At 70.2% G+C, this 25,792-nt stretch carries 26 protein-coding genes and 1 pseudogene; 15 read left to right on the forward strand and 12 right to left on the reverse strand.

Annotation, left to right across the window (positions count from 1 at the left end; genetic code table 11):
- Positions 1 to 313: 313 nt before the first annotated feature.
- On the reverse strand, positions 314 to 1,093 hold the full coding sequence (locus ACQQ2N_RS06280; protein ID WP_440224842.1) for a rhomboid family intramembrane serine protease: 780 nt from the start codon (positions 1,091 to 1,093) through the stop codon (positions 314 to 316).
- 42 nt (positions 1,094 to 1,135) lie between these two features.
- Positions 1,136 to 1,621 carry an Lrp/AsnC family transcriptional regulator gene (locus ACQQ2N_RS06285; RefSeq protein ID WP_440224843.1) on the reverse strand — a complete coding sequence of 162 codons (486 nt, stop codon included), beginning with the start codon at positions 1,619 to 1,621 and terminating at the stop codon, positions 1,136 to 1,138.
- 122 nt (positions 1,622 to 1,743) lie between these two features.
- Between ACQQ2N_RS06285 and phhA the strand changes: the two genes are divergently transcribed.
- From phhA to ACQQ2N_RS06300, 3 genes are all read left to right on the forward strand, one after another.
- Positions 1,744 to 2,634 carry a phenylalanine 4-monooxygenase gene (gene phhA / locus ACQQ2N_RS06290; RefSeq protein ID WP_440224844.1) on the forward strand — a complete coding sequence of 297 codons (891 nt, stop codon included), beginning with the start codon at positions 1,744 to 1,746 and terminating at the stop codon, positions 2,632 to 2,634.
- Positions 2,635 to 2,712: 78 nt separating this feature from the next.
- Entirely contained in the window at positions 2,713 to 3,423 is a 711-nt protein-coding gene (locus tag ACQQ2N_RS06295; RefSeq protein ID WP_440224845.1) for a class I SAM-dependent methyltransferase, read from the forward strand.
- The gene (locus ACQQ2N_RS06300; protein WP_440224846.1) at positions 3,420 to 3,854 is read left to right on the forward strand and encodes a VOC family protein; all 435 of its coding nucleotides are present in this window, start codon (positions 3,420 to 3,422) and stop codon (positions 3,852 to 3,854) included. The genes ACQQ2N_RS06295 and ACQQ2N_RS06300 overlap by 4 nt, the downstream gene beginning before the upstream one ends.
- A gap of 18 nt (positions 3,855 to 3,872) precedes the next feature.
- Here the strand turns inward: ACQQ2N_RS06300 and ACQQ2N_RS06305 are convergent, their stop codons facing one another.
- Positions 3,873 to 5,621: a DUF885 domain-containing protein gene (locus ACQQ2N_RS06305; RefSeq protein WP_440224847.1), complete on the reverse strand. Its 1,749-nt coding sequence runs from the start codon at positions 5,619 to 5,621 to the stop codon at positions 3,873 to 3,875.
- Positions 5,622 to 5,808: 187 nt separating this feature from the next.
- On the opposite strand from ACQQ2N_RS06305, the gene ACQQ2N_RS06310 reads away from it, so the two are divergent.
- From ACQQ2N_RS06310 to ACQQ2N_RS06325, 4 genes are all read left to right on the forward strand, one after another.
- Positions 5,809 to 6,447, forward strand: a complete 639-nt coding sequence (locus ACQQ2N_RS06310) for a response regulator (RefSeq protein WP_440224848.1) — start codon at positions 5,809 to 5,811, stop codon at positions 6,445 to 6,447.
- A 126-nt stretch (positions 6,448 to 6,573) separates the two neighbouring features.
- Positions 6,574 to 6,840 carry a hypothetical protein gene (locus ACQQ2N_RS06315; RefSeq protein WP_440224849.1) on the forward strand — a complete coding sequence of 89 codons (267 nt, stop codon included), beginning with the start codon at positions 6,574 to 6,576 and terminating at the stop codon, positions 6,838 to 6,840.
- A gap of 8 nt (positions 6,841 to 6,848) precedes the next feature.
- The gene (locus ACQQ2N_RS06320; protein WP_440224850.1) at positions 6,849 to 7,154 is read left to right on the forward strand and encodes a hypothetical protein; all 306 of its coding nucleotides are present in this window, start codon (positions 6,849 to 6,851) and stop codon (positions 7,152 to 7,154) included.
- Positions 7,155 to 7,435: 281 nt separating this feature from the next.
- Positions 7,436 to 8,062: an OmpW/AlkL family protein gene (locus ACQQ2N_RS06325; RefSeq protein WP_440224851.1), complete on the forward strand. Its 627-nt coding sequence runs from the start codon at positions 7,436 to 7,438 to the stop codon at positions 8,060 to 8,062.
- A gap of 4 nt (positions 8,063 to 8,066) precedes the next feature.
- On the opposite strand, the gene ACQQ2N_RS06330 is transcribed toward ACQQ2N_RS06325, so the two are convergent.
- From ACQQ2N_RS06330 to ACQQ2N_RS06350, 5 genes are all read right to left on the reverse strand, one after another.
- Positions 8,067 to 8,759, reverse strand: coding sequence for a helix-turn-helix transcriptional regulator (locus tag ACQQ2N_RS06330; protein ID WP_440224852.1), 693 nt, complete (start codon positions 8,757 to 8,759; stop codon positions 8,067 to 8,069).
- 54 nt (positions 8,760 to 8,813) lie between these two features.
- Positions 8,814 to 9,191 (reverse strand): VOC family protein, encoded by a 378-nt coding sequence (locus tag ACQQ2N_RS06335; protein WP_440224853.1) that lies wholly within the window; start codon positions 9,189 to 9,191, stop codon positions 8,814 to 8,816.
- A gap of 99 nt (positions 9,192 to 9,290) precedes the next feature.
- Positions 9,291 to 9,860: a hypothetical protein gene (locus ACQQ2N_RS06340; protein ID WP_440224854.1), complete on the reverse strand. Its 570-nt coding sequence runs from the start codon at positions 9,858 to 9,860 to the stop codon at positions 9,291 to 9,293.
- Between the two features lie 117 nt (positions 9,861 to 9,977).
- The gene (locus ACQQ2N_RS06345; protein ID WP_440224855.1) at positions 9,978 to 11,402 is read right to left on the reverse strand and encodes a hypothetical protein; all 1,425 of its coding nucleotides are present in this window, start codon (positions 11,400 to 11,402) and stop codon (positions 9,978 to 9,980) included.
- Positions 11,399 to 12,766: a delta-60 repeat domain-containing protein gene (locus ACQQ2N_RS06350; protein WP_440224856.1), complete on the reverse strand. Its 1,368-nt coding sequence runs from the start codon at positions 12,764 to 12,766 to the stop codon at positions 11,399 to 11,401. The genes ACQQ2N_RS06345 and ACQQ2N_RS06350 overlap by 4 nt, the downstream gene beginning before the upstream one ends.
- Positions 12,767 to 12,923: 157 nt before the next feature.
- On the opposite strand from ACQQ2N_RS06350, the pseudogene ACQQ2N_RS06355 reads away from it, so the two are divergent.
- From ACQQ2N_RS06355 to ACQQ2N_RS06375, 5 genes and pseudogenes are all read left to right on the forward strand, one after another.
- Positions 12,924 to 13,484 (forward strand): annotated as a pseudogene (locus ACQQ2N_RS06355) (ECF-type sigma factor).
- A gap of 1 nt (position 13,485) precedes the next feature.
- Positions 13,486 to 16,179 (forward strand): protein kinase domain-containing protein, encoded by a 2,694-nt coding sequence (locus ACQQ2N_RS06360; protein WP_440224857.1) that lies wholly within the window; start codon positions 13,486 to 13,488, stop codon positions 16,177 to 16,179.
- 34 nt (positions 16,180 to 16,213) lie between these two features.
- On the forward strand, positions 16,214 to 17,230 hold the full coding sequence (locus ACQQ2N_RS06365; RefSeq protein ID WP_440224858.1) for a class 1 fructose-bisphosphatase: 1,017 nt from the start codon (positions 16,214 to 16,216) through the stop codon (positions 17,228 to 17,230).
- A 48-nt stretch (positions 17,231 to 17,278) separates the two neighbouring features.
- The gene (locus ACQQ2N_RS06370) at positions 17,279 to 18,010 is read left to right on the forward strand and encodes a 2OG-Fe(II) oxygenase (RefSeq protein ID WP_440224859.1); all 732 of its coding nucleotides are present in this window, start codon (positions 17,279 to 17,281) and stop codon (positions 18,008 to 18,010) included.
- A 7-nt stretch (positions 18,011 to 18,017) separates the two neighbouring features.
- Positions 18,018 to 18,392 (forward strand): hypothetical protein, encoded by a 375-nt coding sequence (locus ACQQ2N_RS06375; RefSeq protein ID WP_440224860.1) that lies wholly within the window; start codon positions 18,018 to 18,020, stop codon positions 18,390 to 18,392.
- A gap of 254 nt (positions 18,393 to 18,646) precedes the next feature.
- Here ACQQ2N_RS06375 and ACQQ2N_RS06380 read toward each other — a convergent pair whose 3' ends face one another.
- The 4 genes from ACQQ2N_RS06380 to ACQQ2N_RS06395 are packed head-to-tail and all read right to left on the reverse strand — an operon-like array spanning position 18,647 to position 22,981.
- Positions 18,647 to 19,138 carry a hypothetical protein gene (locus ACQQ2N_RS06380; protein ID WP_440224861.1) on the reverse strand — a complete coding sequence of 164 codons (492 nt, stop codon included), beginning with the start codon at positions 19,136 to 19,138 and terminating at the stop codon, positions 18,647 to 18,649.
- A 28-nt stretch (positions 19,139 to 19,166) separates the two neighbouring features.
- Positions 19,167 to 20,723 carry a response regulator gene (locus ACQQ2N_RS06385; protein WP_440224862.1) on the reverse strand — a complete coding sequence of 519 codons (1,557 nt, stop codon included), beginning with the start codon at positions 20,721 to 20,723 and terminating at the stop codon, positions 19,167 to 19,169.
- 12 nt (positions 20,724 to 20,735) lie between these two features.
- Positions 20,736 to 21,170 (reverse strand): response regulator, encoded by a 435-nt coding sequence (locus tag ACQQ2N_RS06390; protein ID WP_440224863.1) that lies wholly within the window; start codon positions 21,168 to 21,170, stop codon positions 20,736 to 20,738.
- Positions 21,167 to 22,981, reverse strand: coding sequence for a sensor histidine kinase (locus ACQQ2N_RS06395; RefSeq protein WP_440224864.1), 1,815 nt, complete (start codon positions 22,979 to 22,981; stop codon positions 21,167 to 21,169). Before ACQQ2N_RS06395 ends, ACQQ2N_RS06390 begins: the two co-directional genes overlap by 4 nt.
- Before the next feature lie 116 nt (positions 22,982 to 23,097).
- On the opposite strand from ACQQ2N_RS06395, the gene ACQQ2N_RS06400 reads away from it, so the two are divergent.
- The 3 genes from ACQQ2N_RS06400 to ACQQ2N_RS06410 all read left to right on the forward strand — a co-directional run bounded on the left by ACQQ2N_RS06400 (position 23,098) and on the right by ACQQ2N_RS06410 (position 25,689).
- Positions 23,098 to 23,898: an SDR family oxidoreductase gene (locus ACQQ2N_RS06400; RefSeq protein ID WP_440224865.1), complete on the forward strand. Its 801-nt coding sequence runs from the start codon at positions 23,098 to 23,100 to the stop codon at positions 23,896 to 23,898.
- Between the two features lie 4 nt (positions 23,899 to 23,902).
- Positions 23,903 to 24,958, forward strand: a complete 1,056-nt coding sequence (locus tag ACQQ2N_RS06405; protein ID WP_440224866.1) for a saccharopine dehydrogenase family protein — start codon at positions 23,903 to 23,905, stop codon at positions 24,956 to 24,958.
- Positions 24,959 to 25,068: 110 nt separating this feature from the next.
- Positions 25,069 to 25,689: a TIGR00645 family protein gene (locus ACQQ2N_RS06410; RefSeq protein WP_440224867.1), complete on the forward strand. Its 621-nt coding sequence runs from the start codon at positions 25,069 to 25,071 to the stop codon at positions 25,687 to 25,689.
- Positions 25,690 to 25,792: the final 103 nt, after the last annotated feature.

The following is a 25,792-nucleotide window of genomic DNA, read 5'->3' on the forward strand; positions in this document are numbered from 1 at the left end:
GACGCGGGTCACGTCAGGTACTCGGCGAAATGTGCTTGCGAGGCGGGGCGCAGCCGGGCGGCGCGAGCGGAATGCGGAATGGGGTCAGGTTCATTTGTCCTGAGCGGAGCGGGATCCCTGCGCCCACCCACCGACAAATGAACCTGACCCCATTCTTGAAGCTGACCCCCATCCCGGCCCCATTCCCGGGACGGCCGTTCGAGCCATTGACCACGTGGATCGCGGCGACCCTCGGAACCCGCGCCCTGGTATTCGCTCCGGGCCCGTCCGCCGTTGCGGGGAGGGCTTCGGGCAAGGAAGGCGACCCGCCGCCTCAGTCCGCGGGCGGCGTCGGCGGCTCGCGGCGCGGGAACGTGATGACGACGGCACCGGGGGGCTGCTGCGGGCGGTTCCACAGCACCGGCACGTCGTGCGGTCGCGGCATCTCGAACTGCTCGTCGGGCACGGGTTCGAGATCCTCGTCTTCCCAGTCGTAGCGCTTGCGGGCCGGTTTGGGATCGAGCCGGAACAGCGCGATCGCGGCGACCATGCCGGCGATCGCGCCGGCGAGGTGGTACTCGAACGACACGTGCTGCTCGCGTGGCAGCACGGTCAGCAGCATGCCGCCGTAGAAGAAGAACACGAGCATCGAGATCACGATGCCGAGGCGGTCGCGCCGGAACAGGCCCATCAGGAACAGGAAGAACATGAGCCCGTGGGTGATGCCGCTGATGCCGACGTGCACGGAACTGCGCGCGAGCAGCCACACGCCGAGCCCGGCGGCGAGCCAGATCCACGGGATCGCGGCGCGCGAGGCGAGCGGGTAGGCGTACAGCGTCAGCGTGGCGAGCACGGCGAGCGGGAACGTGTTGGACACCAGGTGCTCGAACGAGGCGTGCGCGAGCGGCGCGAAGACGACGCCGACGAGGCCGCCGAGCGTGCGCGGCACGACGCCGAGGTCGTCCATGCGCCAACCGAGCAGATGGCCGCCGAGCCAGACCAGCCAGATGCCGGCGACGAGGGCGGCCGCGCCGAAGAACGCGTAGCGGATGCGGTAGCGGTCGAGCTTGACCGCAGCCTGGGTCGGGTCGGGAGTGGGCGGTGCGATGTCCATCGCCGGGACTTGGGGGCAGGCGTGGCGCGCGCAAGCCCGCGCTCAGCGCGCGGCGTGGGCGAGCGGCAGCGCGCGTGTCTGCTTGACCGTGCGCAGCACGAAGCTCGAGTTGACGTCGGCGACACCGGCCGCGTCGAGCAAATGGTCGAGCAGGAAGCGCGAGAAATGACCGAGGTCGACCACGACCACGTGCAGCAGGTAGTCCATGTCGCCGGTCAGTGCATGGCAGGCGACCACCTCGTCCCATTCGGCCACGCGCGCGACGAAGCGTTCGATGCCCGGCGTGCCGTGGTTGTCGAGCTGCACGCGCACGAAGGCCTGCAGGCCGAGGCCGACCGCGGCCGGATCGACGATCGCCGCGTAGCCGGCGATGACACCCGCGGCCTCGAGCCGCTGCACGCGGCGCAGGCAGGCCGACGGTGACAGGTTCACCGCCGCGGCGAGCTCGGCATGGGTGGCGCGGCCCTGGCCCTGCAGATGGGCGAGGATGCGCAGGTCGATGCGGTCGAGCGGCGTCGCGACAGTCATTTCATGCATCAATCATGGACTGAACGCACGAATCATGCGCCATAGCGCGCCAGCGCGCCAAGCTTGCACGCTTGTTGCGCGGCGTCGGCGCTAGCATGGCCGCTTCCCACCGGATCTCCGCCATGGCCAGCGAACCGCGCCGCGTCGAACACCAGCAGACCGACAAGGGCTACGTGCCGGTCTACACGACCGCCGTCGTCGACCAGCCCTGGGACACGTACACGGCCGAGGACCACGCGACCTGGGCGACGCTGTTCAAGCGCCAGCGCGAGATCCTCAAGGGCCGCGCGAGCCGCGAGTTCCTCGACAACCAGGAACGCTTCGGCCTCGCGCCGGAGCTCATCCCGCGCTTCGAGGACCTCAACGCCGTGCTCGGCAAGGCGACCGGCTGGCAGCTCGTCGGCGTCGAAGGCCTGCTGCCGGAGCTCACGTTCTTCGACCACCTCGCCAACCGGCGCTTCCCGGTGACGTGGTGGATCCGCCGTCCGGACCAGATCGACTACATCGCCGAGCCGGACATGTTCCACGACCTGTTCGGCCATGTGCCGCTGCTGCTCAATCCGGTGTTCGCCGACTACATGGCCGCCTACGGCCGCGGCGGCGTCAAGGCGCACGGCATCAGCCCCGAGGCGCTCGTCAACCTCACGCGCCTGTACTGGTACACGGTCGAATTCGGCCTGATCCGCGAGGACGACGGCCTGCGCATCTACGGCTCGGGCATCGTGTCGTCCAAGGGCGAGTCGATCCACTGCCTCGAATCGCCCGCGCCGAACCGCATCGGCTTCGACCTCGAGCGCATCATGCGCACGCGCTACCGCATCGACACCTACCAGAAGACGTATTTCGTCATCGACAGCTTCGAGCAGCTCATGGACGCGACGCGCCCGGACTTCGCGCCGCTCTACGAACGCCTCGCCGAGCAGGCCTCGATCCCGGCCGGCGAAGTACTCGACACCGATCATGTGTACCAGCGCGGCACCGGCGAAGGCTGGTCGCGCGACGGCGACGTCTGACCGACGCTGACGACATTTTCACGCGCGGCGCGTGACGCTGCGCTACCGTGCGCGGCCCCGACGACGCCCCGACGGACCATGGACGCCACCGAGAACCCGCTGCTCGCCTATTTCAACGCCAACCCCGGTCGCCTGATCGACAAGTGGGAGCATTACTTCGACGCCTACCACCGCCACCTTGCACGCTTCCGCGGCAAGCCGGTGACGCTGGTCGAGATCGGCGTGTTCCACGGCGGCTCGCTGCAGATGTGGAAGCACTACCTCGGTGACCAAGCGCGCATCGTCGGCGTCGACATCAACCCGCGCGCGCTGCAGCTGGCCGAGCCCGGCATCGAGATCCTGATCGGCGACCAGGCCGATCCCGCGTTCCTGCAGCAGCTCGCCGCGAAGCTCGGCCGCATCGACATCCTCATCGACGACGGCGGCCACACGATGGCGCAGCAGATCCGCACGCTGCAGGGCCTGTTCCCGGCGGTTGCCGACGACGGCGTCGTGCTCGTCGAGGACGTGCACACGAGCTACTGGCAGGACTACGGCGGCGGTTTCCGCAACCCGTACAGCTTCATCGAGTTCTCCAAGCAGCTCGTCGACCAGCTCAACGGCTGGCATTCGCGGGATCCGAACAGCTTCGTGCCGAACGAGTTCACGCAGCGCACGCGCTCGATCCACTACTACGACAGCATCGTGATCTTCGAGAAGGGCGCGCATCCGCGGCCGCGGCCGTGCCAGAGCGGCACGCCGTCCTTCGAGGGCGACACGTTCACGAGCATCGGCCCGACGACGCGATGACGCTGGGCCTGCTCGCCAACATCGACGTGCCCGACCTCGCACGCGCCGAGGCGTTCTACACGCGCGCACTCGACCTGCGCGTCGGGCGCCGTTTCGGTGATGGCGGCGTCGAGCTGCTCGGCGCGACCTCGGCGATCTACCTGCTGTGCAAGCGCGCCGCGTCGACGCCGGGCGACGGCGTGCCGGGCCGGCGCGACTACCAGCGCCACTGGACGCCCGTGCATCTGGATTTCGTCGTCGACGACCTGCCTGCCGCGATGGCACGCGCTGCGTCGGCCGGTGCGCGCCTCGAAGGCCGCATGCGCACGGCCGAGTGGGGCCGCATCGCGACCTATGCCGACCCGTTCGGGCACGGCTTCTGCCTCATCGAGTTCCTCGGCCGCGGCTACGACGCGATCGCGACCTGCGCGCTGCTCGATCCGCCGGCCTGACGCGCCGGCGTCCTCGCCTCAGCGCACCTTGTTCTCGGCGATGAACTCGCGCACCTGCGTCTCGAGCACGGGCAGCGGCACCGACCCCTGCGCGAGCACGGCATCGTGGAACGCGCGGATGTCGAACTTCGCGCCGAGTTCGCGCTCGGCCTCGGCGCGCAGCTCGACGATGCGGATCTCGCCGAGCTTGTAGCTGAGCGCCTGGCCCGGCCACGAGATGTAGCGGTCGACTTCGGTCGTGACCTCGTGCTCGCTGAGCGCGGTGTGGTCGCGCAGGTAGGCCAGCGCCTTGTCGCGCGTCCAGCCCTTGCTGTGCACGCCCGTGTCGATGACGAGGCGGCAGGCGCGCCACATCTCGTAGGTGAGGCGGCCGAACTCCTCGTACGGCGTCTGGTAGATGCCCATCTCCTGGCCGAGCTTCTCGACGTAGAGGCCCCAGCCTTCGCCGTAGGCCGAGATGTAGCTCTGGCGGCGGAACGCGGGCTGGCCGGTCTGCTCGTCGGCGAGCGAGAGCTGGAACGAGTGGCCGGGCGCCGACTCGTGCAGGGTCAGCGCGGGCAGGTTGTAGAGCGGACGCGACGGCAGGTCGTAGGTGTTGAGCCAGTACGTGGTCGGGCCGCCGCGGCCGGCGGTCCAGTACGGCGCGATGTCGGCCGGCACCGGCTCGATCGCGAAGCGCGCGCGCGGCATGAGGCCGAAGTAGCGCGCGAGCTTGGCGTCGACGCGTTTGGCGATCCACGCCGCACGCATGAGCAGCTCTTCGGGCGTCTTGGCGTAGAACTGCGGGTCACGGCGCAGGAACGCGAGGAACTCCGGGAACGTGCCCTCGAAGCCCGCGCGCGTCATCGTCTCGAGCATCTGCGCGTGGATGCGCGCGACCTCGGCGAGGCCGATCCTGTGGATCGCGTCGGGCGTGAGGTCGAGCGTCGTGAACTCGCGGATCTGCTGGCGGTAGAACGCCTTGCCGTTCGGCATCGACTCGGCGGCGAGCGTCTTGCGCGCCTTCTTCATGTACTCGTCGCGGAAGAACGCGAGCAGGTTCGCGTAGGCCGGGATCACCTCGTCGCGCAGCACCTCGGCGGCGCGTTCGCGCAGGCGTTCCTGATCCTCGGCGTCGATCGACGCGGGCAGGTTCTTCAGCGGCTTGTAGAACTCGCTCGCGGTCGGATCCTCGAGCGTGGCGACCGCGGCGATCGAGGCGTCGCGCCCCGGCAGCACGGCCTGCGGCACGCTGAAGCCGCGCTTGAGGCCGGCGCGCATGTTGGCGATCTGGTCGTCGAAGTAGCGCGGGATGTCGGCGAGGCGTGCGATATAGCTCTCGGCATCGTCGACCGTGCGCAGCGGGCGGCGCGTCATGAAGCCGAGGTTCGACCAGAACGACGAGTCGCTGTTGAACGGCATCTCGTAGCCGCCGAAGCGGATGTCGGCGGCGAGGTCGGCGAGCTGCGGGCGGTAGATCGCGAAGTTGATGCGTTCGGCGGCCGAGAGTTCGGCCTGCGGCAGCGCGTCGAGCTCGCGCAGCGTCGCGTCCCAGACCTTGAGGCGCTCGAGCTGGGTCTCGCGGTCGATGCGCGGCAGTGAGGTCGCACCGGCGGAGTTGTCGCGATCCTCGTCGACCGACGGGAACTGCGTCTTGCGCCAGGCCCATTCCTTCTCGTAGATCGCCTTGAAGCGCTCGTCGGCGGTGCCGCCGCCTTCCTGGGCATGCACGAAACCGGCGCACAGGCCCGAGGCCGCGAGCAGGAACGCGGCGATACGGATGTTCATGGGGGACCCCGTCGACTCGATGACGCGCGATCATCGCATCGAACACCCCCGTTCGCCGAGACTCCGTGTGCCACGTGGTGCCGGAAGTCACGACTTCGCTGCAGCCCCTTGAGCACGCCGGCGCGGCGACGCAAGCTGCGGCCATGCCTATCTCCGCTCCGCATCCCCGCGCACGCAGGCCGACACGATGACCGCGCCGCTGCGCCTCGCCCTCGCCGACGACCAGGCCCTCGTGCGACGCGGCCTCGCGGCCCTGCTCGGTGCCGACAAGGGGCTCGAAATCGTGCTCGAGGCGGCCGACGGCAGCGAACTGCTCGACGCCCTCGTGGCGACGCCGGTCGACGTGATCCTGTCCGACATCCGCATGCCGGGCATGGACGGGCTCGCCCTCGTGCGTGCGCTGCGCGAGCGTGGCGATGCCACGCCCGTCGTGCTGCTGACCACCTTCGACGAGGACGCGCTGCCGCTGCAGGCCGCCGAGGCCGGCGCGCAGGGCTTCCTGCTCAAGGACGCCTCGCCCGAGGACCTGCACGAGGCCGTGCGCCGCGTCGCCGCCGGCGAGACCCTGCTCGCGCCGGTGGCCACCGACGCCGTGCGTGCGCGCTATGCGTATCGCGACGCGAGCGCACCGAGCGACACCTTCGGTGCGCGCGAGGTCGCGATCCTGCGCCTGCTCGCGGGCGGGCTCTCGAACAAGGAGATCGCGCGCTCGCTGTTCCTCGCCGAGGGCACGGTCAAGAACTACGTGTCCGACATCCTCGACAAGCTCGGCACGCGCGACCGCACGCGCGCCGTGCTCAAGGCGATCACGCTGCGCGTGATCTGATCGAGCCTGCGGGCACGCGTGGACGAACCGTTACCGTCGCGGCATTGCGGCAGGCGACGGCGCGCAGCCAGCATCGTGGCGTCCCTTCGACGGGACGATCCCTCCCCTGATCCACCGAGGTCCACGATGAAAACCACCCCGCTCGCCGTCGCGCTCGCCTGCGCGCTCGCCCCGTTCGCAGCCCACGCCGGACAGGCCGACATCTGCTACAGCGATCCGCAGGACGCGTTCTCGAGCCCGCCGCCGCCGACCAACGCGACCGTGTTCCGCTGCCCGACCGCGGGCGACAAGACGATCCCGCAGCTCGCCGCCGAAGGCTGGCAGATCGGTCAGCTCGTGCCGATCATGGTCAACGCGAGCCAGTCCGCGGGCCAGCTCGTCATCCAGAAGTAGGCCGCGCCATGGCCAGGCTCATTCCCGTCGGCCTCGCGCTCGCCGCGGCGCTCGCCGTGCCCGGCGTCGCCCACGCGGGCCGTGCCGCGATCTGCTACACGCCATGGAGCAGCTCGAGCGCGCCGCCGACCAACGCGACCGTGTTCACCTGTCCCGACATCGGCAACCTCACGGTGCCGCAGCTCGCCGCGCAACGCTGGCGCATCGGCGGCATGAAGCCGCTGTCGCGCCAGAGCGGTCCGACCACGTTCGAGTACACGACGCAGCTCGTGATCCAGGAGGAATGGATCTTCCGCAGCGGCTTCGACGGCTGAGGCAGGTGTTCGAGCCCCTCTCCCTCCGGGAGAGGGGTTGGGGAGAGGGTGCGGTGGTGCAACAACGTCCGAAGCTCGTCGCGATCCCGGACCCTCATCCGGCCCTTCGGGCCACCCCGTATCGGGGTACGGGGCAGGCTCTTCTCACGGAGGGAGAAGGGAGAAATCTCGACGCTTGCGGCGCGATGACGCAGCGCCGGTGCGCTTGACCAGGATCAACCGCGGGCTCGAGGGCCGCGTCGAGGATGGCGCCCTGCCTTTCCTCCCGATGGTGACCGCGCATGAACGCTTCCACGCTCCGCCGTACCCCGCTCCTCGCCGCATGGCTCGCACTCGCCGCGCCACTCGCGCAGGCCGCCGATGCCGGCGACTGGCAGCTCAAGCTCGGCGCGCACGTCGTCGATCCGACGTCCGACAACGGCTCGCTCGCAGGCGGCGCACTGAAGAGCGACGTCGACAGCAGCTGGCGTCCGACGATCGCGCTCGAATACTTCTTCACGCCCCACCTCGGCCTCGAGGTACTCGGTGCGCTGCCGTTCGCGCACGAGGTGCGCCTCAACGGCGCCAGGGCCGTGTCGGTCAAGCAGCTGCCGCCGACCGTGTCGCTGCAGTGGCACTTCAATCCGGCCGGCAGGGTCGATCCGTTCGTCGGCGCAGGCATCAATTACACGCGCTTCTTCTCGATCGACGAGAAAGGCCCGCTCGCCAGCACGGACGTCGACCTCTCCGACTCGTGGGGCCTCGCCGCGCACGCCGGCCTCGAGTTCCGCACCTCGGCGCGCGCCTCGATCATCGTCGACGCGCGCTGGGCCGACATCGATACCAAGGTGAAGGTCGACGGCGCACGCGTCGGCACGGTCGCGATCGATCCGCTGGTCTACGGCGTCGCGTTCGCCTACCGCTTCTGAGGCGTCAGTCGATCGCGTCGGCTTCGACGCCGGCCGCGCGCAGGTAGTCCTCGAGGCCGCGCCCCGGCACGGCCTCGAACGCCTCGCCGGTGGTCGCGAACGTGCGCACGCGGTCGGGCCGGAAGCTGCGGAAGCCGCCGCGCAGGCGGCACCACGTACCGAGCGTCCAGCAGCCGCCCCAGAACGCGAGGCACAGCGGCTCGACCTCGCGCGCGCTCGTGCGGCCTTCCGCGTCGGCATAGTCCAGGCGCAGCACGAGGCGACGTTCGATCGCCTCGTGCAGCTCGTCGATGACGCCGTTCCAGGTCTCCCAGCCGCCCGGTGCGTAGATGCGCGAGCGCTGCGCACGCTCGCGGCGCTCGGCCGGCAGCACGGCCTCGATCTTGAGCATCGCCGCCTGCGCACCGGCGGCGAGCCGCTTGCCCGCGAACGCGCGCACGAAGCGCGTGCCTACGACGAGAGCCTCGAGTTCCTCGGCGTTGAACATCAGCGGAGGGACATCGGCGCCCTTGCGCAGCACGTAGCCGACGCCGGCCTCGCCCTCGATCGGGACACCGGAACGCTGCAGGTCGACGACGTCGCGGTAGACCGTCCGCAGGGACACCTCGAGGGTGTCGGCGAGGCGACGGGCCGGCAACGCGGTACGGCGGCCGCGCAAGGCGTGGACGAGCAGGAACAGGCGGTCGGCGCGGCGCATCGGTGCATGATCACCGCGAGCCGCGACGCGCGCCAGCCACCGCGACGCGGTGCCTCAGCGTGCGGACCACAGGCCGACACGGTTGCCTTCGCTGTCGAGGAACTGCGCGTAGACGCCACGCCCGCCCGGCAGCTCGGTGCGCGGCACGAACACGTCGGCACCGTGCGCGAGGGCACGCGTGAGGACCGCGTCGAGATCGTCGACATTGAGGTAGACGACGCAGCCCTGCACGGACGGCTCGCTGTCCTCCTGGCGGATCAGCGCGCCGCCGGTGCCGGGCCGGCCGCCGAACGGGAACATCGCGAGCTCGGTCGCGCCGACGCGGTTGCGCGCGAGCGTCGTGCCGAGCACGGCCTCGTAGAAGCGCTGCGCGCGATCGAGGTCGCTGGTCGAGATCTCGAACCAGCTCGCGGGAACGTTGGGATCCAGCATCGGGGACACTCCGGGCACGTGCGCGATCCGCACCGGGGCATCCTGCGCCGGGGCTGCTGCCAGCATGGTGGCAGCAGGGTCACCCACTTCGACCTGAAGCTACTCGTCGCCCGGCACGAACCAGGTCAGCTGCCACGTCTCGCCGCTCGCCTGGGCGAGCAGGGCGAGAAGGAGCGCGCGTTGCATCGCGTCTTGATCATGCAGTCCCGCAGCCTCCAACCGACGGGTGACCGACGGGGAGTTCATGACGTGGCGCCGATAGACGAGGTTGGGAACGAACTCCAGGGCGATGTCCCCGCAGCCGTCGAGCGCGGGATGCAACTGCGCGGCGAAAGCATCCCGGACACGGGCACGAAGTGCGAGCAACCTGGCCCGCCTGTCATCTGCACGCTCGTCACGCGGTTTCAGGCCATCGCCGGCCGCGGACGCCGCCTCCGCAAAGGCGCGCTGCATCGCGGCCGGGAGCGCATCGAACACCGCCGATACGAATTTTTCGATGCTCGCGGATTCGTCATGAGCCAGCGGTCTCCTGCCGAGATCGGCCTCGAGGGCTTCGATGCAGGCATCTCTCGATTTCAGAAAGGACATGATTGCATCAAAGTCGCGATGCGCTTCGGGCTCGGCAGACAGCATCAGCACGCCCGCGACGATGATTCCCGTGACGCTCATGCATGCGGCTCCCGATATTCCTGTCGCACACCATCATGCCGCAAGCCGACCCCCCGACGTCGACGCACGACTGAGGTCTGGCGCCCGCATTCCGGTCGTCATCATCCCGCGACCTACCTAATCGAACGCGCCGAGAAACACGCGGTCGGCGACGTAGCGGATGAGGTGGATCGCATGGAAGCGCTGCGAGTCGGGGCCCGATGACACCACGGCGGTCATGCCACCGTCGGGCTCGACGTGGATGCCGTGGATCATCGTCGCGCGAAATCCGTCCGGGCCGCTGAGGACCGGATCGAAACGGTTCCACTCGGACGTCGGCAGGAAGACCCCCGATGACGTCAGGATGTGGAGGGAACGCGTCGTGACGCCTTGTTCCGCGGACACCGCCGTCGTCCCGAACGCGATCGAACCGTCATCGAGCACGGCGAGCCCACGCACGCGTCCGCGCGCACTGATGGTCGGTACGGTCGTGAAGGCCTCGAATGACGGATCGGCACGCCCGTCCGGCAGCAGCCGCAGGATCGACCATCCCCATCGCTGCCCATCACTCTGGTAGAGCGTCCATTCGGCCAGCACGACGATGCGGCCATCCGTCTGCTCGACCACGTTGCGTACATCGCAGACCCAGTTGCCCGAGGACCAGGTCATGTTGTCGAGATAGACCGCACCGCCGTTGCCGAAGCTGCCGTCACGGTTCCCGTTGCCGAGCAGGCGCGCGACGACGCAGGCACCGTTACCGGTCGCCGACGTCGAGTAGGTCACGCCACCGCCGACGAGGATGCGCGCCGAGCGGTCGATCGCGAGGCTGCGCACGCGCGAGCGGCGTGGCGGTGCGCCCACGAGGAACGGGTTGAAGTCGAGCACGAGCTTGCCCTGCGTGCCGAACGAAGGATCCTGCGTGCAGTCGCTGAGCACGCGCAGCACTGCGCCACGGGTCTCGTCGCCGCCCGAGAACGCCTGGCCGCCGAGCAGCTCGGTGCCGGCGACGCCGGCGATGTGCGTGTAGGCGTAGTCGTCCGGGCGTGTCGTGTTGAGGTCGAAGCCGTAGCTGCGCTGGAAGCCGCCGCTGCATCCCGCGTAACCGAACGAACCGTCCGCGTTGCCGCGCCGCACGAGGAAGTCGATGTCGTCTGGATTGCCGTTGAACGGGAAGCTGCCGCCGTAACTCAGGCCGCCGTCGTTCGCGCGCACGATGCCGGCGAACGTCACGTTCGGGAACGGCAAGCCCATCGGCGTGTACGCCCCGGCACCGGGTTGCGCGGGCGTCGGTCGGCCATTCGGTTCGAACCAGGCCACATCGACGACATTCGTCGCGCCATCGGACTGGAACAGCGCGGTGGCCCAGCGACCGTCTAGCTGGCGCGTCGCGTAGGCCTCGACCTGCGTCCACGGCTGCGCGCCGGACAGCGGCCAGGTCATCGTCGCGATGCCGCCTTCACCGAAGCGCGGATCGAGCACGAGCTTGCGTGGCGGTCCCGCCGTCGCAGGCCATGCCGCCCACGACACCGCCAGCGCGAGGGCGATGCACGCGCCGCGCTTCACGGCGCCCCCTGCACGTCGAAGCCCGTGCGCAGCAAAGTGTCGGGCAAGCCGAGTTCGAGCGCGAGCAGATCGAGGTTGTCGACCGGCGAGAACGCATCGCCGACCAGCCACAGCCGCGTGCCGGGAAGGTCGGTCACGATCGCGTAGGCCGTCGCGTCGCCGTTGCTGCCGAACGTGATCATGCGGCGGCCGTCGAGACCGAAGAAGCGGTCGAGACGGCCGTCCGGCTCGTAGGCGGCGACCGCGACGTCGCTGCCGGTCGTGGTCGTGCTGCGCCGCGCGTAGCCGGCGACGACGATGCGGCCCCACGGCATCACCGCGACCGCGCGCGCGACGTCGTCGCCCGGACCGATCGGTGTCGTCACGAGGCCGCTGCCGTTGAACGACGCGTCGAGGCTGCCGTTGGCGAGGTAGCGCGCGACGAGCAGGTCGCGGGTCGACACGCCGACCGGATACGCCGAGCCCGCGACGACGATGCGTCCGTCGGCGAGCAGCGCGACTGCATTCGCGGTGTCCTCGATTCCGATGTGGGTGAGCACGCGGCCGGTCGCGTTGAACGACGTATCGGGGCTTCCGTTGGCGAGAAGGCGCATGACGAGGACGTCCGGATTGCCGCCCGGTCCCGACGCGCGCCCCGCGATCACGATGCGGCCGTCCGGCTGCAGCACGATCGCGCGCGCCTCGTTGTCGGCGCTGCCGCTCGCGTTGGCGTCGACGACGACGCGCCCGCCGCTGCCGAACGAGGTATCGAGCGCACCATCGGCCAGATAGCGCACGAGGGCGACGTTGTTCGGCCCGTTCTGCGCGCTGGCGCCTGCCGCGACGATGCGGCCGTCGGGCTGCACGGCGATCGCGAGGCAGCGGTCGGTGAGCGTCGCGCCTATCGTGCCCGCGAAAGGCGTGGAGACGATGCCGTCGCCATCGAACGTTGGATCGAGCGTGCCGTCGGCGAGCAGGCGCACGACGAGGAAGTCGTTGCCGGTGCCGGGCCTCGCGATGCCGCCGCAACCGACGAAGCGGCCGTCCGGCTGGCGCACGAGCGCCTCGAGCGCGACCGCGCCGCTGGTGCCGAGCGTGTAGGTGATCACGCCTTGGGTGCCGAAGGCCGGATCGGACGCCTGGCCCGCCACGCGTGCGAGCGCGACGCGCGACTGCGAGCTCGCATACCCCGCGAGCGTGAGCCGGCCTTGCGGATCCAGCGCGGCGGCATGCGCCGAGTCGGCCGTCGTCGTGACCGGGAACAGCACGCGCGCGCCGTCCTCGCCGGGATCGAGGGCGTGTGCCGCCGGGCCGGCGAGCAGTGTGGCGACGAGGATCGTGCGTGCCGCACCGCGGAAGCGGCGGATAGAGTGCAACGGTGTCATGGCGTGCTCCTGCAGGTGGCCGGCATCCGTGCGCCCTGCCCGCGCGATGCCGCTTCCCAACCACGCAAACGCGCGCGGCGAGCCATCACGCCGCCTTGCGATGGCCGCGCCGGCGCGGTTTCGCTACGCTGGCAGGCGACGCGATCGAGCCCCCGTGATGACCGCACCTTCCGCCAGCAGCGTCACCGAACTGCTCGCGGCGTGGCGCGCCGGTGACGCCTCCGCGCCCGATGCGCTCGCGTCGCTCGTCTACGCCGAACTGCGGGCGATGGCCGCACGGCGCCTGGCAGGCTCCGCACGACGTCCGCTGCAGACCACCGAGCTCGTGCACGAGGCCTTCGAGCGCCTGCTCGGCGAGCCGCTGTCGGCGATCGACCGCAGCCATTTCTTCCGCACCGCCGCGCTTGCGCTGCGCTAGGCGCTCGTCGACGCGCTGCGCCGCGAAGGCGCCGGCAAGCGCGGCGGCGATGCCGTGCACGTCACGCTCGATGCGGCGGCCGACGTCGCGATGCCCGACGGCGTCACCTGGCTCGCAGTCGAGGAGGCGCTGCAGGCGCTCGAGCGCGAGGACGCACGCAAGTGCCGCGTCGTCGAACTCGCGCTGCTGATCGGCCTGCCACAGGCCGAGATCGCCGAGGTGCTCGCGATCTCGGTGCCGACCGTCGAGCGCGACCTGCGCTTCGCGCGCGCCTGGCTGCGCGACCGCCTCGAGCGCTGACATGGCACGCCTCGACGCGGTGCAGGCCTTGTTCGACGCGGTCGTCGCGCTGCCCGCCGCGGCGCGCGAGCGCGCGCTGTCCGAGGCCCACGTCGATGCCGACGTGCGTGCCGAGGTGCGCCGCCTGCTCGCCCACGACAGCCGCCGCGACGACGTGATCGAACGCGCGCTCGGCCGCGCGCTCGATGCGGCGGGCAGCACCGCGCGGCCCGGCCAGGTCGGGCCTTACCGCCTGCTCGGCGAACTCGGCAGCGGCGGCATGGGCAGCGTGCACCTCGCCGAGCGCAGCCTCGGCGGCACGCGCCAGCGCGTCGCGCTCAAGCTCATCCGCGGCCTGCAGACCGCGCAGGCACGCCACCGCCTCGCCCGCGAGCGCGAGCTGCTCGCCCAGCTCAACCATCCCAACATCGCGCGCCTGCTCGATGCCGGCGACGACGGCGACCAGCCCTACCTCGCGATCGAGCACGTCGAGGGCGAACCGCTGCTCGACTGGTGCGCGCGCCACGCCTTGCCGCTGGCGTCGCGGCTGGTCCTGTTCGAGCGCCTCTGCGCGGCCGTGCAGCACGCCCACCAGCGCCTCGTCGTGCATCGCGACATCAAGCCCTCGAACGTGGTCGTGCGCGGCGACGGCGATCCCGTGCTGCTCGATTTCGGCATCGGCGCGCTGCTCGACGATCCCGCCGACGCCGGCATCACGGCCGCGTTCACGCCCGCGTACGCGGCGCCCGAACAGCGCCGCGGCGGCCGTGCGACGACGGCGAGCGACCTGCACGCGCTCGGCGGCGTGCTGCGCGATCTCGGCGTGGACGCGAGCGCGCCGACACGCATGCGCCGCGACCTCGGCCTCGTCGTCGCCAAGGCCATGCACGCGAACCCGGCGCGCCGCTACGCCTCGGCCGATGCGCTCGCCGCCGACGTCGCGCGCCTGCGCACCGGGCGCCCCGTGCACGCCGCGCCCGATCGCGCCGGCTACCGCCTGCGCCGCTTCGTCGCGCGGCATCCGCTCGGCAGCCTCGCCGCGCTTGCCGCCGTGGTCGTCGCGGCCGTGTTCGTGTGGCGGCTCGCGATCGAACGCGACCGCGCGATCGAGCAAGCACGGCGTGCCGAGGCGACGCGCGACATGCTGCTGTCGGTGTTCGACGCCGCCGCGCCGGACCGCACGGCCGGCCGCACGTTCAGCGCGCGCGACCTCATCGCACTCGGCCGCGTGCGCCTCGCCGACGCCGGCCGTGGCGACCTGCACGCGCCGCTCGCCGCGACACTGGCGCGCGTGCACGTCGCGCTCGGCGATCCGCAGACCGCACTCGAGCTGCTCGAGCCCGCGCGCGAGGCCATCCTCGGCGACGACCGCGAGAACGTGCTGCTGCGCGCCCAGGTCGACGAACTGCTCGGCCGCGCCTACCGCGACCTCGATCGTGTCGACGACAGCCTTGCCGCATACCGACGCTCACTGGCCGCGCGCGAGGCCTTCGCGGCGAGCGATCCCGCCCCGCTCGCCACGGCGCTGCAGCAGGCCGGCCAGGCCGAGCTCGAGGCCGGTCGCGCCGGCGCGGCCGAACCGCTGCTCGTGCGTGCGCTCGGCCTGCGCGAGAAGCTCGTGCCGGTCGATGCGCTCGCCATCGCCGAGACGCGGCGCACGCTCGCGCTCGTGCATCTCGAACTCGGCGAGGTCGCGCGTGCGCGCGACGAGGCCGCGCAGGTCGAACGCGAGCTCGTCGCAAGCCTGCCTGCCGCGCATCCCGCGCTGATCGATGCGCTGGCCGCGCATGCGACGATCCTCGTGTGCCAGGGGGCGTACGAGGACGCGCGCGGACGCCTCGAACGCGCGCTCGGCATCGCGCGCACGACGCTCGGCGAGACCAGCACGATCACCGCCTCGCTCGAGAACCGCCTCGCCGAAAGCCTGCTCGGCCTCGGCCGCTTCCGCGACGCGCTCGCCCACAACGAGGCGGCGTTCCGCATCCAGCGCGACGTGCGCGACGGCGATCCGGTCGCGGGTGCGATCGCGCAGGCCGACCTCGGCAGCGCCTACGCGACGATCGGGGACTACGCGCATGCGCGCGACCTGCTCGCCGGCGCGGTCGATGCGCTCGCGCAGGCACGTCCGGCCGATGACCCCGAGGTGCTGCGCGCGCGCTCGAACCTGGCCCGCGTCGACAGCCTGCGCGGCGAACACGCGAGCGCGCTGGCCACGCTCGACGACGTGCTCGCGCGCACGCGCGCGACGCGTGGCGAGGACGCCGAGCGCACCGCATTCGAGCTGCTGCGCCTGGCCGCCGCACGCGTGCGCGCCGGCCGCTTCGACGAGGCCGCGGCGACGCTCGACGCGGTCGAGCCACGCTTCGCGGCACGCCTGCCGGCCGACCATCCCTGGCGCTGCGACGTGCACGTGCAGCGCGGCCGCATCGCGCTCGCGCGCGGCGACGCGACTTCTGCGGAACGCGAGTTCGAGCTCGCCCTCGACGGCCTCGCCACGCAACCCGGCCTCGCCTACGACCTGCGCCTGATTGCGGGCGTCGGCCGGCTCGAAGCGCTCGTCGCGCTGGGCCGCCTCGACGAGGCCCGTGCCGGCGCCGACGCACTCGCGCCGACGATCGAAGGCGAACTGCTGTCCGCGGCGACCGAACGACGGCGTTTCGAGGCGGTGCGACTCGCGCTGGCCACGCGCGGTGGCGCGCCCGCGCGCAACCCGTGACAATGGGCGTCCCCCTGTCCTGGACACCGCGCCGATGGCCGACGCCAAGCCGATCTCGCTGACCCGGTTCCTGCTCGAACAGCAACGCGACCAGGGACGCATCAACGCCGACCTGCGCCTGCTCATCGAAGTCGTCGCACGCGCCTGCAAGCGCATCTCGATCGCGGTCGGCAAGGGTGCGCTCGGCGGCGTGCTCGGCAACGCCGGCACCGACAACGTGCAGGGCGAGGCCCAGAAGAAGCTCGACGTGCTCTCCAACGAGATCCTGCTCGAGGCCAACGAGTGGGGCGGCCACCTCGCCGCGCTCGCCTCGGAAGAGATGGACGACCCGCACCCGATCCCGCACCGCTACCCGAAGGGCGAATACCTGCTCGTGTTCGATCCGCTCGACGGCTCGTCGAACATCGACGTCAACATCTCGGTCGGCACGATCTTCTCGGTGCTGCGCTGCCCGGCCGACATCGAGCCCGGCGAGCAGGCCTTCCTGCAGGCCGGCACGCGCCAGGTCGCGGCCGGCTACGCGGTGTACGGCTCGAGCACGGTGCTCGTGCTCACGCTCGGCGACGGCGTGCACGCGTTCACGCTGGACCGCGAGCAGGGCACGTTCCTGCTCACGCAATCGGACATGCGCATCCCCGAGCAGACCTCGGAGTTCGCGATCAACATGTCGAACCTGCGCCACTGGGAGCCGCCGATGCGCCAGTACATCGAGGAGCTTCTCGCCGGCAGGACCGGCGTGCGCGAGCGCGATTTCAACATGCGCTGGGTCGCCTCGATGGTCGCCGACGTGCACCGCATCCTCACGCGCGGCGGCATCTTCATCTACCCGCGCGACATGAAGGACCCCGACAAGCCCGGCAAGCTGCGCCTCATGTACGAAGCCAACCCGATGGCGATGATCGTCGAACAGGCCGGCGGCGCGGCCACCGACGGTCGCCTGCGCATCCTCGACATCCAGCCCGAGAAGCTGCACGAGCGTGTCGCGGTGTTCCTCGGCTCGAAGGATGAGGTCGAACGCGTCACGCGCTACCACCGCGAGGCGGCGACGTGACACGATCGCGTGGCATGCACGGCTGACGGCACATCCAGCGGGGCGAACGTGGCGGACGATTTCATCGAGGTGTACGAGCGCGCGGTGGACCCTGCGGTCTGCCGTGCGCTGATCCAGCGCTTCAACGCGAGCGGCAAGGCCGTGCGCGGCAGCACCGGAGGCGGCGTCGACACGCGCCTCAAGGACAGCTGGGACATCACGATCGACGACCATCCCGAGTGGCGCGACGCGGTCAACGCGCTCAACACCGCGATGATGGGCGCGCTCATGCGCTACGTGCGCAAGTACCCGTACGTCGCGCTCGCGCCGCTGTCGCTGCGCATGCCGGACCCGAAGACCGGCGAGCTCGCGATGCTCGATCCCGACTCGCTGCGCGCACTTCCCGACAACCTGCTGCAGCACCTGCTCGTGAAGTGCTTCCGTCCCGGCACGATCAACCTGCAGAAGTACATCGCCAACCAGGGCGGCTATCCGTACTGGCACTGCGAGCTGTACCCGAAGATGGGTGATACGCACGGCGAGACGCTGCACCGCGTCGTGCTGTGGTCGGTCTACCTCAACGACGGCTTCGCCGAGGGCGAGACCGAGTTCGTCCACCAGCAGCGCAAGGTCGTGCCCGACACCGGCTCGCTCGTGATCGCTCCGGCCGGCTACACGCACACGCACCGCGGCAACATGCCGAAGGGTGGCGACAAGTACATCGCGACCTCATGGGTGCTGTTCCAGCGCCCCGAGGTGCTGTTCGGGACGCCGCAGCAGCAGGCGGCGAACAAGCGCTGATGGGAGGGTGAGCCACCTCCGTTCGAGCACCGGGACCGATCGTCCGCTGGCTCCCGACGAGCTGGGCGTGGTTCGTTGGCTGCTCGAGCACGGCGATGGCGACAACACCGTTTACCTGCAGCAGTTGCAGCGTGCCCGTGTCGCCGGCGTCTGCGGTTGTGGATGCGCGAGCATCGATTTTTCCGTCGATGGACGGCAACCGGCGAATGCCGGCATGCGCATCCTGTCCGACCATCGATGGCGCGACGACGAGGGCAACCTCTACGGCGCCTTCGTGTTCGAGCGCGAGGGGCTGCTCGCGGGTCTGGACCTATGGTCGATCGACGGTCGATCCACTCCGGATGCCATGCCGCCGCTCGAGCGCCTGGAGCGCCTTGTTTGAACATCGCGGCTCCGGCCGCGCAGTCAGACCTGATATCGCTTCGTGACACGGCTTAGCGTCCCGAGGATCCGTGCCGGTGTTCAAAGCACGCGCTGCACCAGGCTTTCCCTCACCTTGCGTAGCGCCGGAGGTCGTCCGTCTCGACTACGACGGCTGGACACTACACCACCGCATCTCCGCGACTTGCAGCCAGCGCCACCTGCTCTCGCCATGAACCGCACTGCAGTCGTCACCTCGCCCCGAGGGAGCAGGTTTCAAGCGAGATGGTCGTGCTCACCGGCGGATGCGCGGGCTTCGAATGCCGAGAGCATCTCGCCCATGCGTTCGAGCTCATCGGCAGGTCTCGACGAGTTCATGTCGGCCACCACGGCCGAGACCAGGTAGTACTCGGCTTCGCTTCGAAGATGTCCACGTCGCAGGATCGCCCGCGTGGTCTTGGATCTCGAGACGAGCAGTTCCGTAAGCGTCGGCGCACCGACACCGGCGAGCGAGGCATCCGCCGCCCGGATCCGATCGGCCGTCCAGTCTTCTGCGGCCTCGAGCGAGTCATTGACGGCTTGCCGCAATCCGGACAATGCCTGCGAGAACGATGCCTTGCGCTCGATCATCGCGAGCATGTTGACCGGATGATGCGGGTGCGCCGCGTCATGGAAAGGTGACGGCGAAACATGCATCACCCAGTGTACGAAGAACCGCTTGAGCGCTTCGTAGCGTGCGATCTTCTCGTCGGAAGGGCGGCGCGGCATGGTCGAACTCCTTTCGTCGAAGCCGGCGTCAGCTTCCCCCGTCACCCGCCGCCGCATCGAGCTCCTCGCGCACGCCGCGCAGCAGCTCGGGCACGGCCACGGGCTTGGCAATGAAGCGGAAGCGCACGTCCGGCGGCAGGCCTTCGCGATCGACCGGCGCATCGCGGCGTTCGAGCAGGATGACCGGGCCGGTGTAGTCGCGTTCGAGCAGCGCGTCGAGCGTGCGCACGAAGGTCATGAGGCTGAGGTCGGCGTCCATGACGAGCAGCTCGGGCAGGCCGAGCGTGTCGAGTTTCTGCAGCGCCTCGGTGCCGCTCTGCGCGGTCGTCACGGCGTAGCCGTTGAGGTCGAGCGCGTCGAACAGCATCGCGAGCTTGCCGGCCTTCTCGGCGACGACGAGCACGCGCTCGCCGCGGCCGCGAGCGACTGCCGCAGGCTCGGCACCGTTCTCGCGTGCGTGCGCCAGCGGGAGGTACAACTCGAACGTCGTGCCCTTGCCGGACTCGCTGAGCACGCGCAGGTAGCCGCGGTGGTTGGTGACGATGCGCTTGCACGAGAGCAGGCCGAGGCCGGTACCGTCGGCCTTGGTCGTGAAGAACGGACGGAACAGGTTCGCGCGCACGGCCTCGGGCATGCCGATGCCGGTGTCGGTGACGCGCAGCGTGAGGTAAGCGCCCGGCACGTTGGCCTCGTCCTCGCGGAAGAAATCCGCTTCGAGCGTCGAGGCCACCGCGCCCAGCGTCAGCGTGCCGCCGTCGGGCATCGCCTGCATCGCATTGAGGCAGAGGTTGAGCAGGCACTGCTGCAGCTCGGTCTGGTTGCCTTCGAGGACGATGTCGTCCTCGGGCTTCTCGAATGCGAGCGTGACGTTGCGCGGCACGCTGCCGCGCAGCAGCATCGCGAGCGCGTCGAACAGCGCGGCGAGCTTGACCTGCTCGATCTCCACGCGCGCGCCACGCGCGAACGAAAGCATCGAGGCGACCATCTCGAGGCCGCGCTTGGCACAGTCGCGCACGAGCTCGCCGTGCTTGCGCAGTTCCGGATCCTCGCTCTCGCTGATCAGCGACGAGGTCAGAAGCAGCGGCTGCAGGATGTTGCGCAGGTCGTGGCTGAGGCCGCCGGCGAGCAGGGCGAGGCTCTCGAAACGCTGCGCGCGCAGCAGCTCGACCTCGGCGCGCTCGCGCGCGACCGAGTCCTGCGCCTCGCGCAGCGCACGGCGCACCGCCGAAGCGAGGCGCACGAGGCGGCCCTTGAGCACGTAGTCGGTGGCACCGCGCTTGAGCGCCTCGATCGCGGCTTCCTCGCCGATCGTGCCGGAGACGAAGATGAAGGGCATGTGCGGCCACTGCGCGCGCAGGATGTCGAGCGCGTGGTAGCCGCTGAATCCGGGCAGCGCGAGGTCCGACAGCACGATGTCGGGCTGGAACGTCTCGAGCGCGTCGCGGAAGCCGGCTTCGTCGTCGACGGTGCGCGATTCGAAGGCGAGACCGTCGTCGCGCAGCTCGTCGATCGCGAGCTCGGCGTCGATGGGGTCATCCTCGACGACGAGGATGCGCAGCGGGGCCTCTCCCGAAGCAGTCGCCATGCACGCCTCTCGTCAGGGTGCTTCGTTGAGCACGGCCCAGAACTGTCCGAGCGTCTGGACGGCCTGGAAGAACTGCGACACGTCGACGGGCTTGACCACATAGGCGTTGACGCCGAGGTTCCAGCTCGCGACGAGGTCGCTTTCCTCGCGCGACGACGACAGGATCACCACGGGCACCCGACGCAGGTTGTCGTCGGCGCGCATGCGCTTGAGCACCTCGAGGCCATCGAGGCGCGGCATCTTGATGTCGAGCAGCACGACGGCCGGGTTGCCCTTGCCGCGGCCCTCGAACGCGCCGCGCGCGAACAGGTAGTCGAGCGCCTCGACGCCGTCCTCGACGTGCACGACGGGATTGGCGAGCTTGGCTTCGCGCAGCGCGTCGATGGCCATTTCGGCGTCGGCGGCGCTGTCCTCGGCGAGCAGGATGGTGCGGATGTCACGGTTCATGGCGTGGTTCCGTTGGGACTCTGGCTGGCGCCGCCCACGGGCAGCGAGAAATAGAAGGTGGCGCCCTGGTCGGGCTTGGCCTCGGCCCAAGTCCGCCCGCCGTGGCGCGCGACGATGCGCCTGACGTTGGCGAGCCCGATGCCGGTGCCGGGGTACTCGGTGCCCTTGTGCAGGCGCTGGAACACGCCGAACAGCTTGCCGGCGTAGTCCATGTCGAAGCCGGCGCCGTTGTCGCGGACGAAGAACACGGTGCCTTCGTCGTCGGACTGCGTCACGCCGACCTCGATCGTGGCGTGCTCGCGGCGCGAGGTGTACTTGACCGCGTTGCCGAGCAGATTCTGCCAGACCTGGCGCAGCATGTTCTCGTCGCCCATGACGAGGGGCAGGCCGCCGACCGTCCAGGTGATGTCGCGATGGCCCGCATCGGTCATGACGAGGCTGCGCAGCTCGTCGACGAGCGCCTGCATGTCGACGGGCTGGAAGCGCATCGCATTGCGGCCCAGGCGCGAGTACAGCAGCAGGTCCTCGACCAGCGCGGACATGCGCCGCGCGGCATCGCCGATGACGCCGAGGTAGTGGTGCGCGCGCTCGTCGGCGGCGTCGCCGAGGTGACGCTCGAGCTTGTCGGCGAAGCCGGCGATGTGGCGCAGCGGTGCGCGCAGGTCGTGCGAGACCGAGTAGCTGAACGACTCGAGCTCGCGGTTGACCTCGGAGACCTGCTCGACCTTGCCCGAAAGCTCGCGATTGAGGTCGCGGATCTGCGCCTCGGCGCGCTTGCTCGCGGTGACGTCGTTGACGGTCAGCACGACCGCAGGCTCGTCGCGCTCGGGCAGCGCCATGCGGCGCGCGTTGACGAGGACGATGCGCTCGACGCCCTCGACGGTGCGCTGGCCGAGTTCGTAGTCCCACAGCTCGCGGTTGCGGGTGGCGACGTCGGCGAGGCGCTGGTGCAGCACCTTGTCGGCCCAGGCGCCTTCGCCGATCTCGGCGAGCGCGCGGCCGGTGCCTTCGTCGTCCTCGTCGAGGCCGTAGACCTCGCGGAACGCGGCGTTGAGGGTCATCACGCGCAGATGCTTGTCGAGCAGCAGGATCGGCTCGCGGATCGTCTGCACGATCGCACGCGAACGCGCGACGGCCTGGGCCATGCGCGTCTCGGCGGTGAGGCGGCGCTGAACCTGGCGCTCGGAGACGAAGATCACCGCGCCGAGCAGCAGCAGCTGGGCGAACAGCACGCCGGCCGTGGCCCAGCGCGCGCCGCGTTCGGCAGACTTGGCCTTGGCCTCGCGGTCCGCGAACAGCGCGGTCTCGGCGGCGAGGATGTCCTCGGCGACGGCACGGAACTGGAACAGCTGTCGCGCCTGGGTCAGCGCGGCACCGACGCCATCGTAGTTCTTGATGCCGAACTGCTCGATCGCGGTGTCCATGAGCTTGAGGCGGCCCTGCAGGATCGCCTCGAGGTTGCCGCTGCGCGCCTGCTGGTCGGGGTTGTCGCGCGTGGACGCGATCAGCGTCGCGAGCAGCGGCGCGATGTGGGTGCGCTGCTTGCGGTAGAGCTCGATCGCGCCGTCCGACGGCAGGCCCACGTAGAGCGCCATCGCGAGCGTCTCGAGGTCGCGGATCGTGAACATCAGCTCGTGCACGGTCTCCTTGACCTGGCTGCTGTGCACGACCCAGGACGAGGCCTCTGCGGTCTGCTGCGCGTTGCGCTGCATGATCCAGTACGGGAACAGGGCGCTCGCGAGGACGGCCACGGTCAGCAGCGCGACGCGGAAGCGGGACTCGGCATCAGGCGTGAAGTCGGACCAGCGCATGCGTTCTCGTGTGGGCTTTCGGGGTCGCACCGGGTGCCGGCGCCACGTGGCTGAACGCGCCCCGCCCGGCCGGCCACAATTCTGCGAGCATAGGCGATCCAGAAGGAAAAAGCGCCATGCGCCAAGCGTCCAGGCGGGTCCTCATCACCGGTGCCGGCAGCGGCCTCGGCCGCGCCCTCGCGTTCCGTTACGCCGAAGCCGGCTGGCGCGTCGCCTGCGCCGACATCCGGCTCGAGCGCGCCGAGGAGACGGTCGCGCTGATCACCGGCTTCGGCATCGGCGCGATGGCGCTGCATGTCGATGTCGGTGACGACGACTCGTTCGAGGGGCTGCGCGACCTGGTGCTGGCCGCGTGGGAAGGCGTCGACCTCGTCATCAACAACGCCGGCGTCGCCGCAAGCGGTTCGGCGCTGACCACGCCGATCGACGACTGGCGCTGGATGCTCGAGATCAACCTGCTCGGCGTCGTGCGCGGCTGCCGCCTGTTCGGACCCGTGCTGACCGAGCAGGCCGAAGGCCGCATCGTCAACATCGCCTCGTTCGCGGGACTCGCCGGCCCGCCCGGCATGGTCGCCTACGCGACCGCGAAAGCGGCCGTCGTCGCGTTCTCGGAAAGCCTGCGCGCGGAGCTGCACGGCAGCGGTGTGGGTGTGTCGGTGGTATGCCCGTCATTCTTCCAGACCAACCTGCTCGAGAACTTCCGCGCCGCCGATCCGCGCGGGCTCGAGACCGCACGCACGCTCATGCGTGATGCGAAGGAAAGCCCGACCGACATCGCCGACGCGGTCTATCGCGGCGTCGCGCGCGGCGAGTTCCTGATCCTGCCGACCGCGGTCGTGCGCAAGGCCTGGCGCCTCAAGCGCTGGTGGCCCGAACGTTTCTTCCGTGTGCTCATGCAACGCGTGCAGGGGAGGTGAGGCCATGACCACGCTCATGATCTACGGCGCCAACGGCTACACGGGACGGCTGATCACCGCCGAGGCCGTCGCACGCGGTCTGCGCCCGGTACTCGCCGGCCGCGACCGCGACGCGCTCGATGCGCTCGCCGCGCCGCACCAGCTCACGCGGCGCGTATTCACGCTCGACGACGCCGCGACGGTCGCGCGCAACCTCGACGGCATCGGCATCGTGCTCAACTGCGCGGGCCCGTTCTCGGCGACCTGCGAGCCGCTGCTCGAAGCCTGCCTCGGTGCGCGCGCGCACTACCTCGACATCACCGGCGAGATCGACGTGTTCGCACGCTGCCATAGGGCCCACGTGCGCGCACGCCACGAAGGCGTGGTCGTGCTGCCGGGCACGGGTTTCGACGTGGTGCCGACCGACGGCGTCGCGGCGATGCTCAAGCAGCGCCTGCCCACGGCGACGTCGCTCGTGCTCGCGTTCGAGGCCGGCGGCGGGCCGAGCCCGGGCACCGCGAAGACCAGCGTCGAAGGTCTTCGCCACGGCGGCCGCGCGCGTCGCAACGGCGAGGTCGTCGAGGTGCCGATCGCGTGGAAGACGCGCACGTTCGACCGCGACGGCGAGCCGCGCAGCGCGGTGACCATTCCGTGGGGCGACGTCTACACGGCGTTCGTCTCGACCGGCATCCCGGACATCGAGACCTACATGGCGCTGCCGCCGAAGACGATCGCCTCGATGCGGCGCCTGCGCCTCGTACGGCCGCTGCTCGCGCTCGCGCCCGTGCAGCGCTGGCTGCAGGCGCGCGCCGCACGCACGCCCGGCCCGGACGAGAAACGCCGCGAACGCACCGGCTGTCACATCTGGGGCGAGGTACGCGACCGCGACGGCCGCGAGGCGACCCTGCAGCTCAAGACCCCGAACGGCTACACGCTGACCGCGACGGCGTCGCTCGGCATCGTCGAGCACCTGCTGCGCGAACGCCCTGCCGGCGGCTACTACACGCCGTCGATGCTCATGGGTGCCGAGTACGTGCTCGGCCTGCCGGGTGTGGCGCTGATCGAGCCAGGGGCAGGCTGAGCCTGCCGCGGGGGACGTTCCACGCTGCGACGAAGCGCGCGCGGACCGTCACCGGAACGCCGCGTTTGGACTGCTAGAATCGCGCGCCCTTTCCCATCCGACCGACGCCCATGTCCACGCCCCACACGATGCGCCCGCTGCCGCGCCTGATCTTCTTCTCGCGCTGGCTGCAGCTGCCGCTGTACCTCGGCCTGATCGTCGCGCAAGGCGTCTACGTGTTCCTGTTCATCAAGGAGCTGCTGTACCTGATCAAGGGTGCGGGAGGCTTCGGCGAACAGCAGATCATGCTGATCGTGCTGGGCCTGATCGACGTGGTCATGATCTCGAACCTGCTCGTCATGGTCATCGTCGGCGGCTACGAGACCTTCGTGTCGCGCCTCGGCCTCGACGGCCATCCGGACCAGCCCGAGTGGCTCAGCCACGTCAATGCCTCGGTGCTCAAGGTCAAGCTCGCGATGGCGATCATCGGCATCTCCTCGATCCACCTGCTCAAGACGTTCATCGCCGCGGGCACGCTGGGCGGCCTGCCGTTCTGCTCGCCCGAGCAGCTCGCCGCGATCAAGGACATCACCGCGATGAATCCGAACTGCGCGACGCTGACCACGACCGGCGTGCTGTGGCAGACGATCATCCACTGCGTGTTCATCCTGTCGGCGATCGGCATTGCGCTGACCGACCGCCTCATGAACGCGTCGGCGCCGCACAAGCCGAAGGCCAACGGCGCGCACTGAGCACCCGATGCCCGCGTGCCGGAAGCCTGAACGGCAGCCGGCGCGCGGTGCGCGGACGCCTTGCGGGCGTGCGGAGCCATGGCCATCCTTGCGCGCACCAACC

It is taken from the genome of Dokdonella aquatica (genome assembly GCF_051987395.1).
Taxonomy (GTDB): Bacteria; Pseudomonadota; Gammaproteobacteria; order Xanthomonadales; family Rhodanobacteraceae; genus Dokdonella.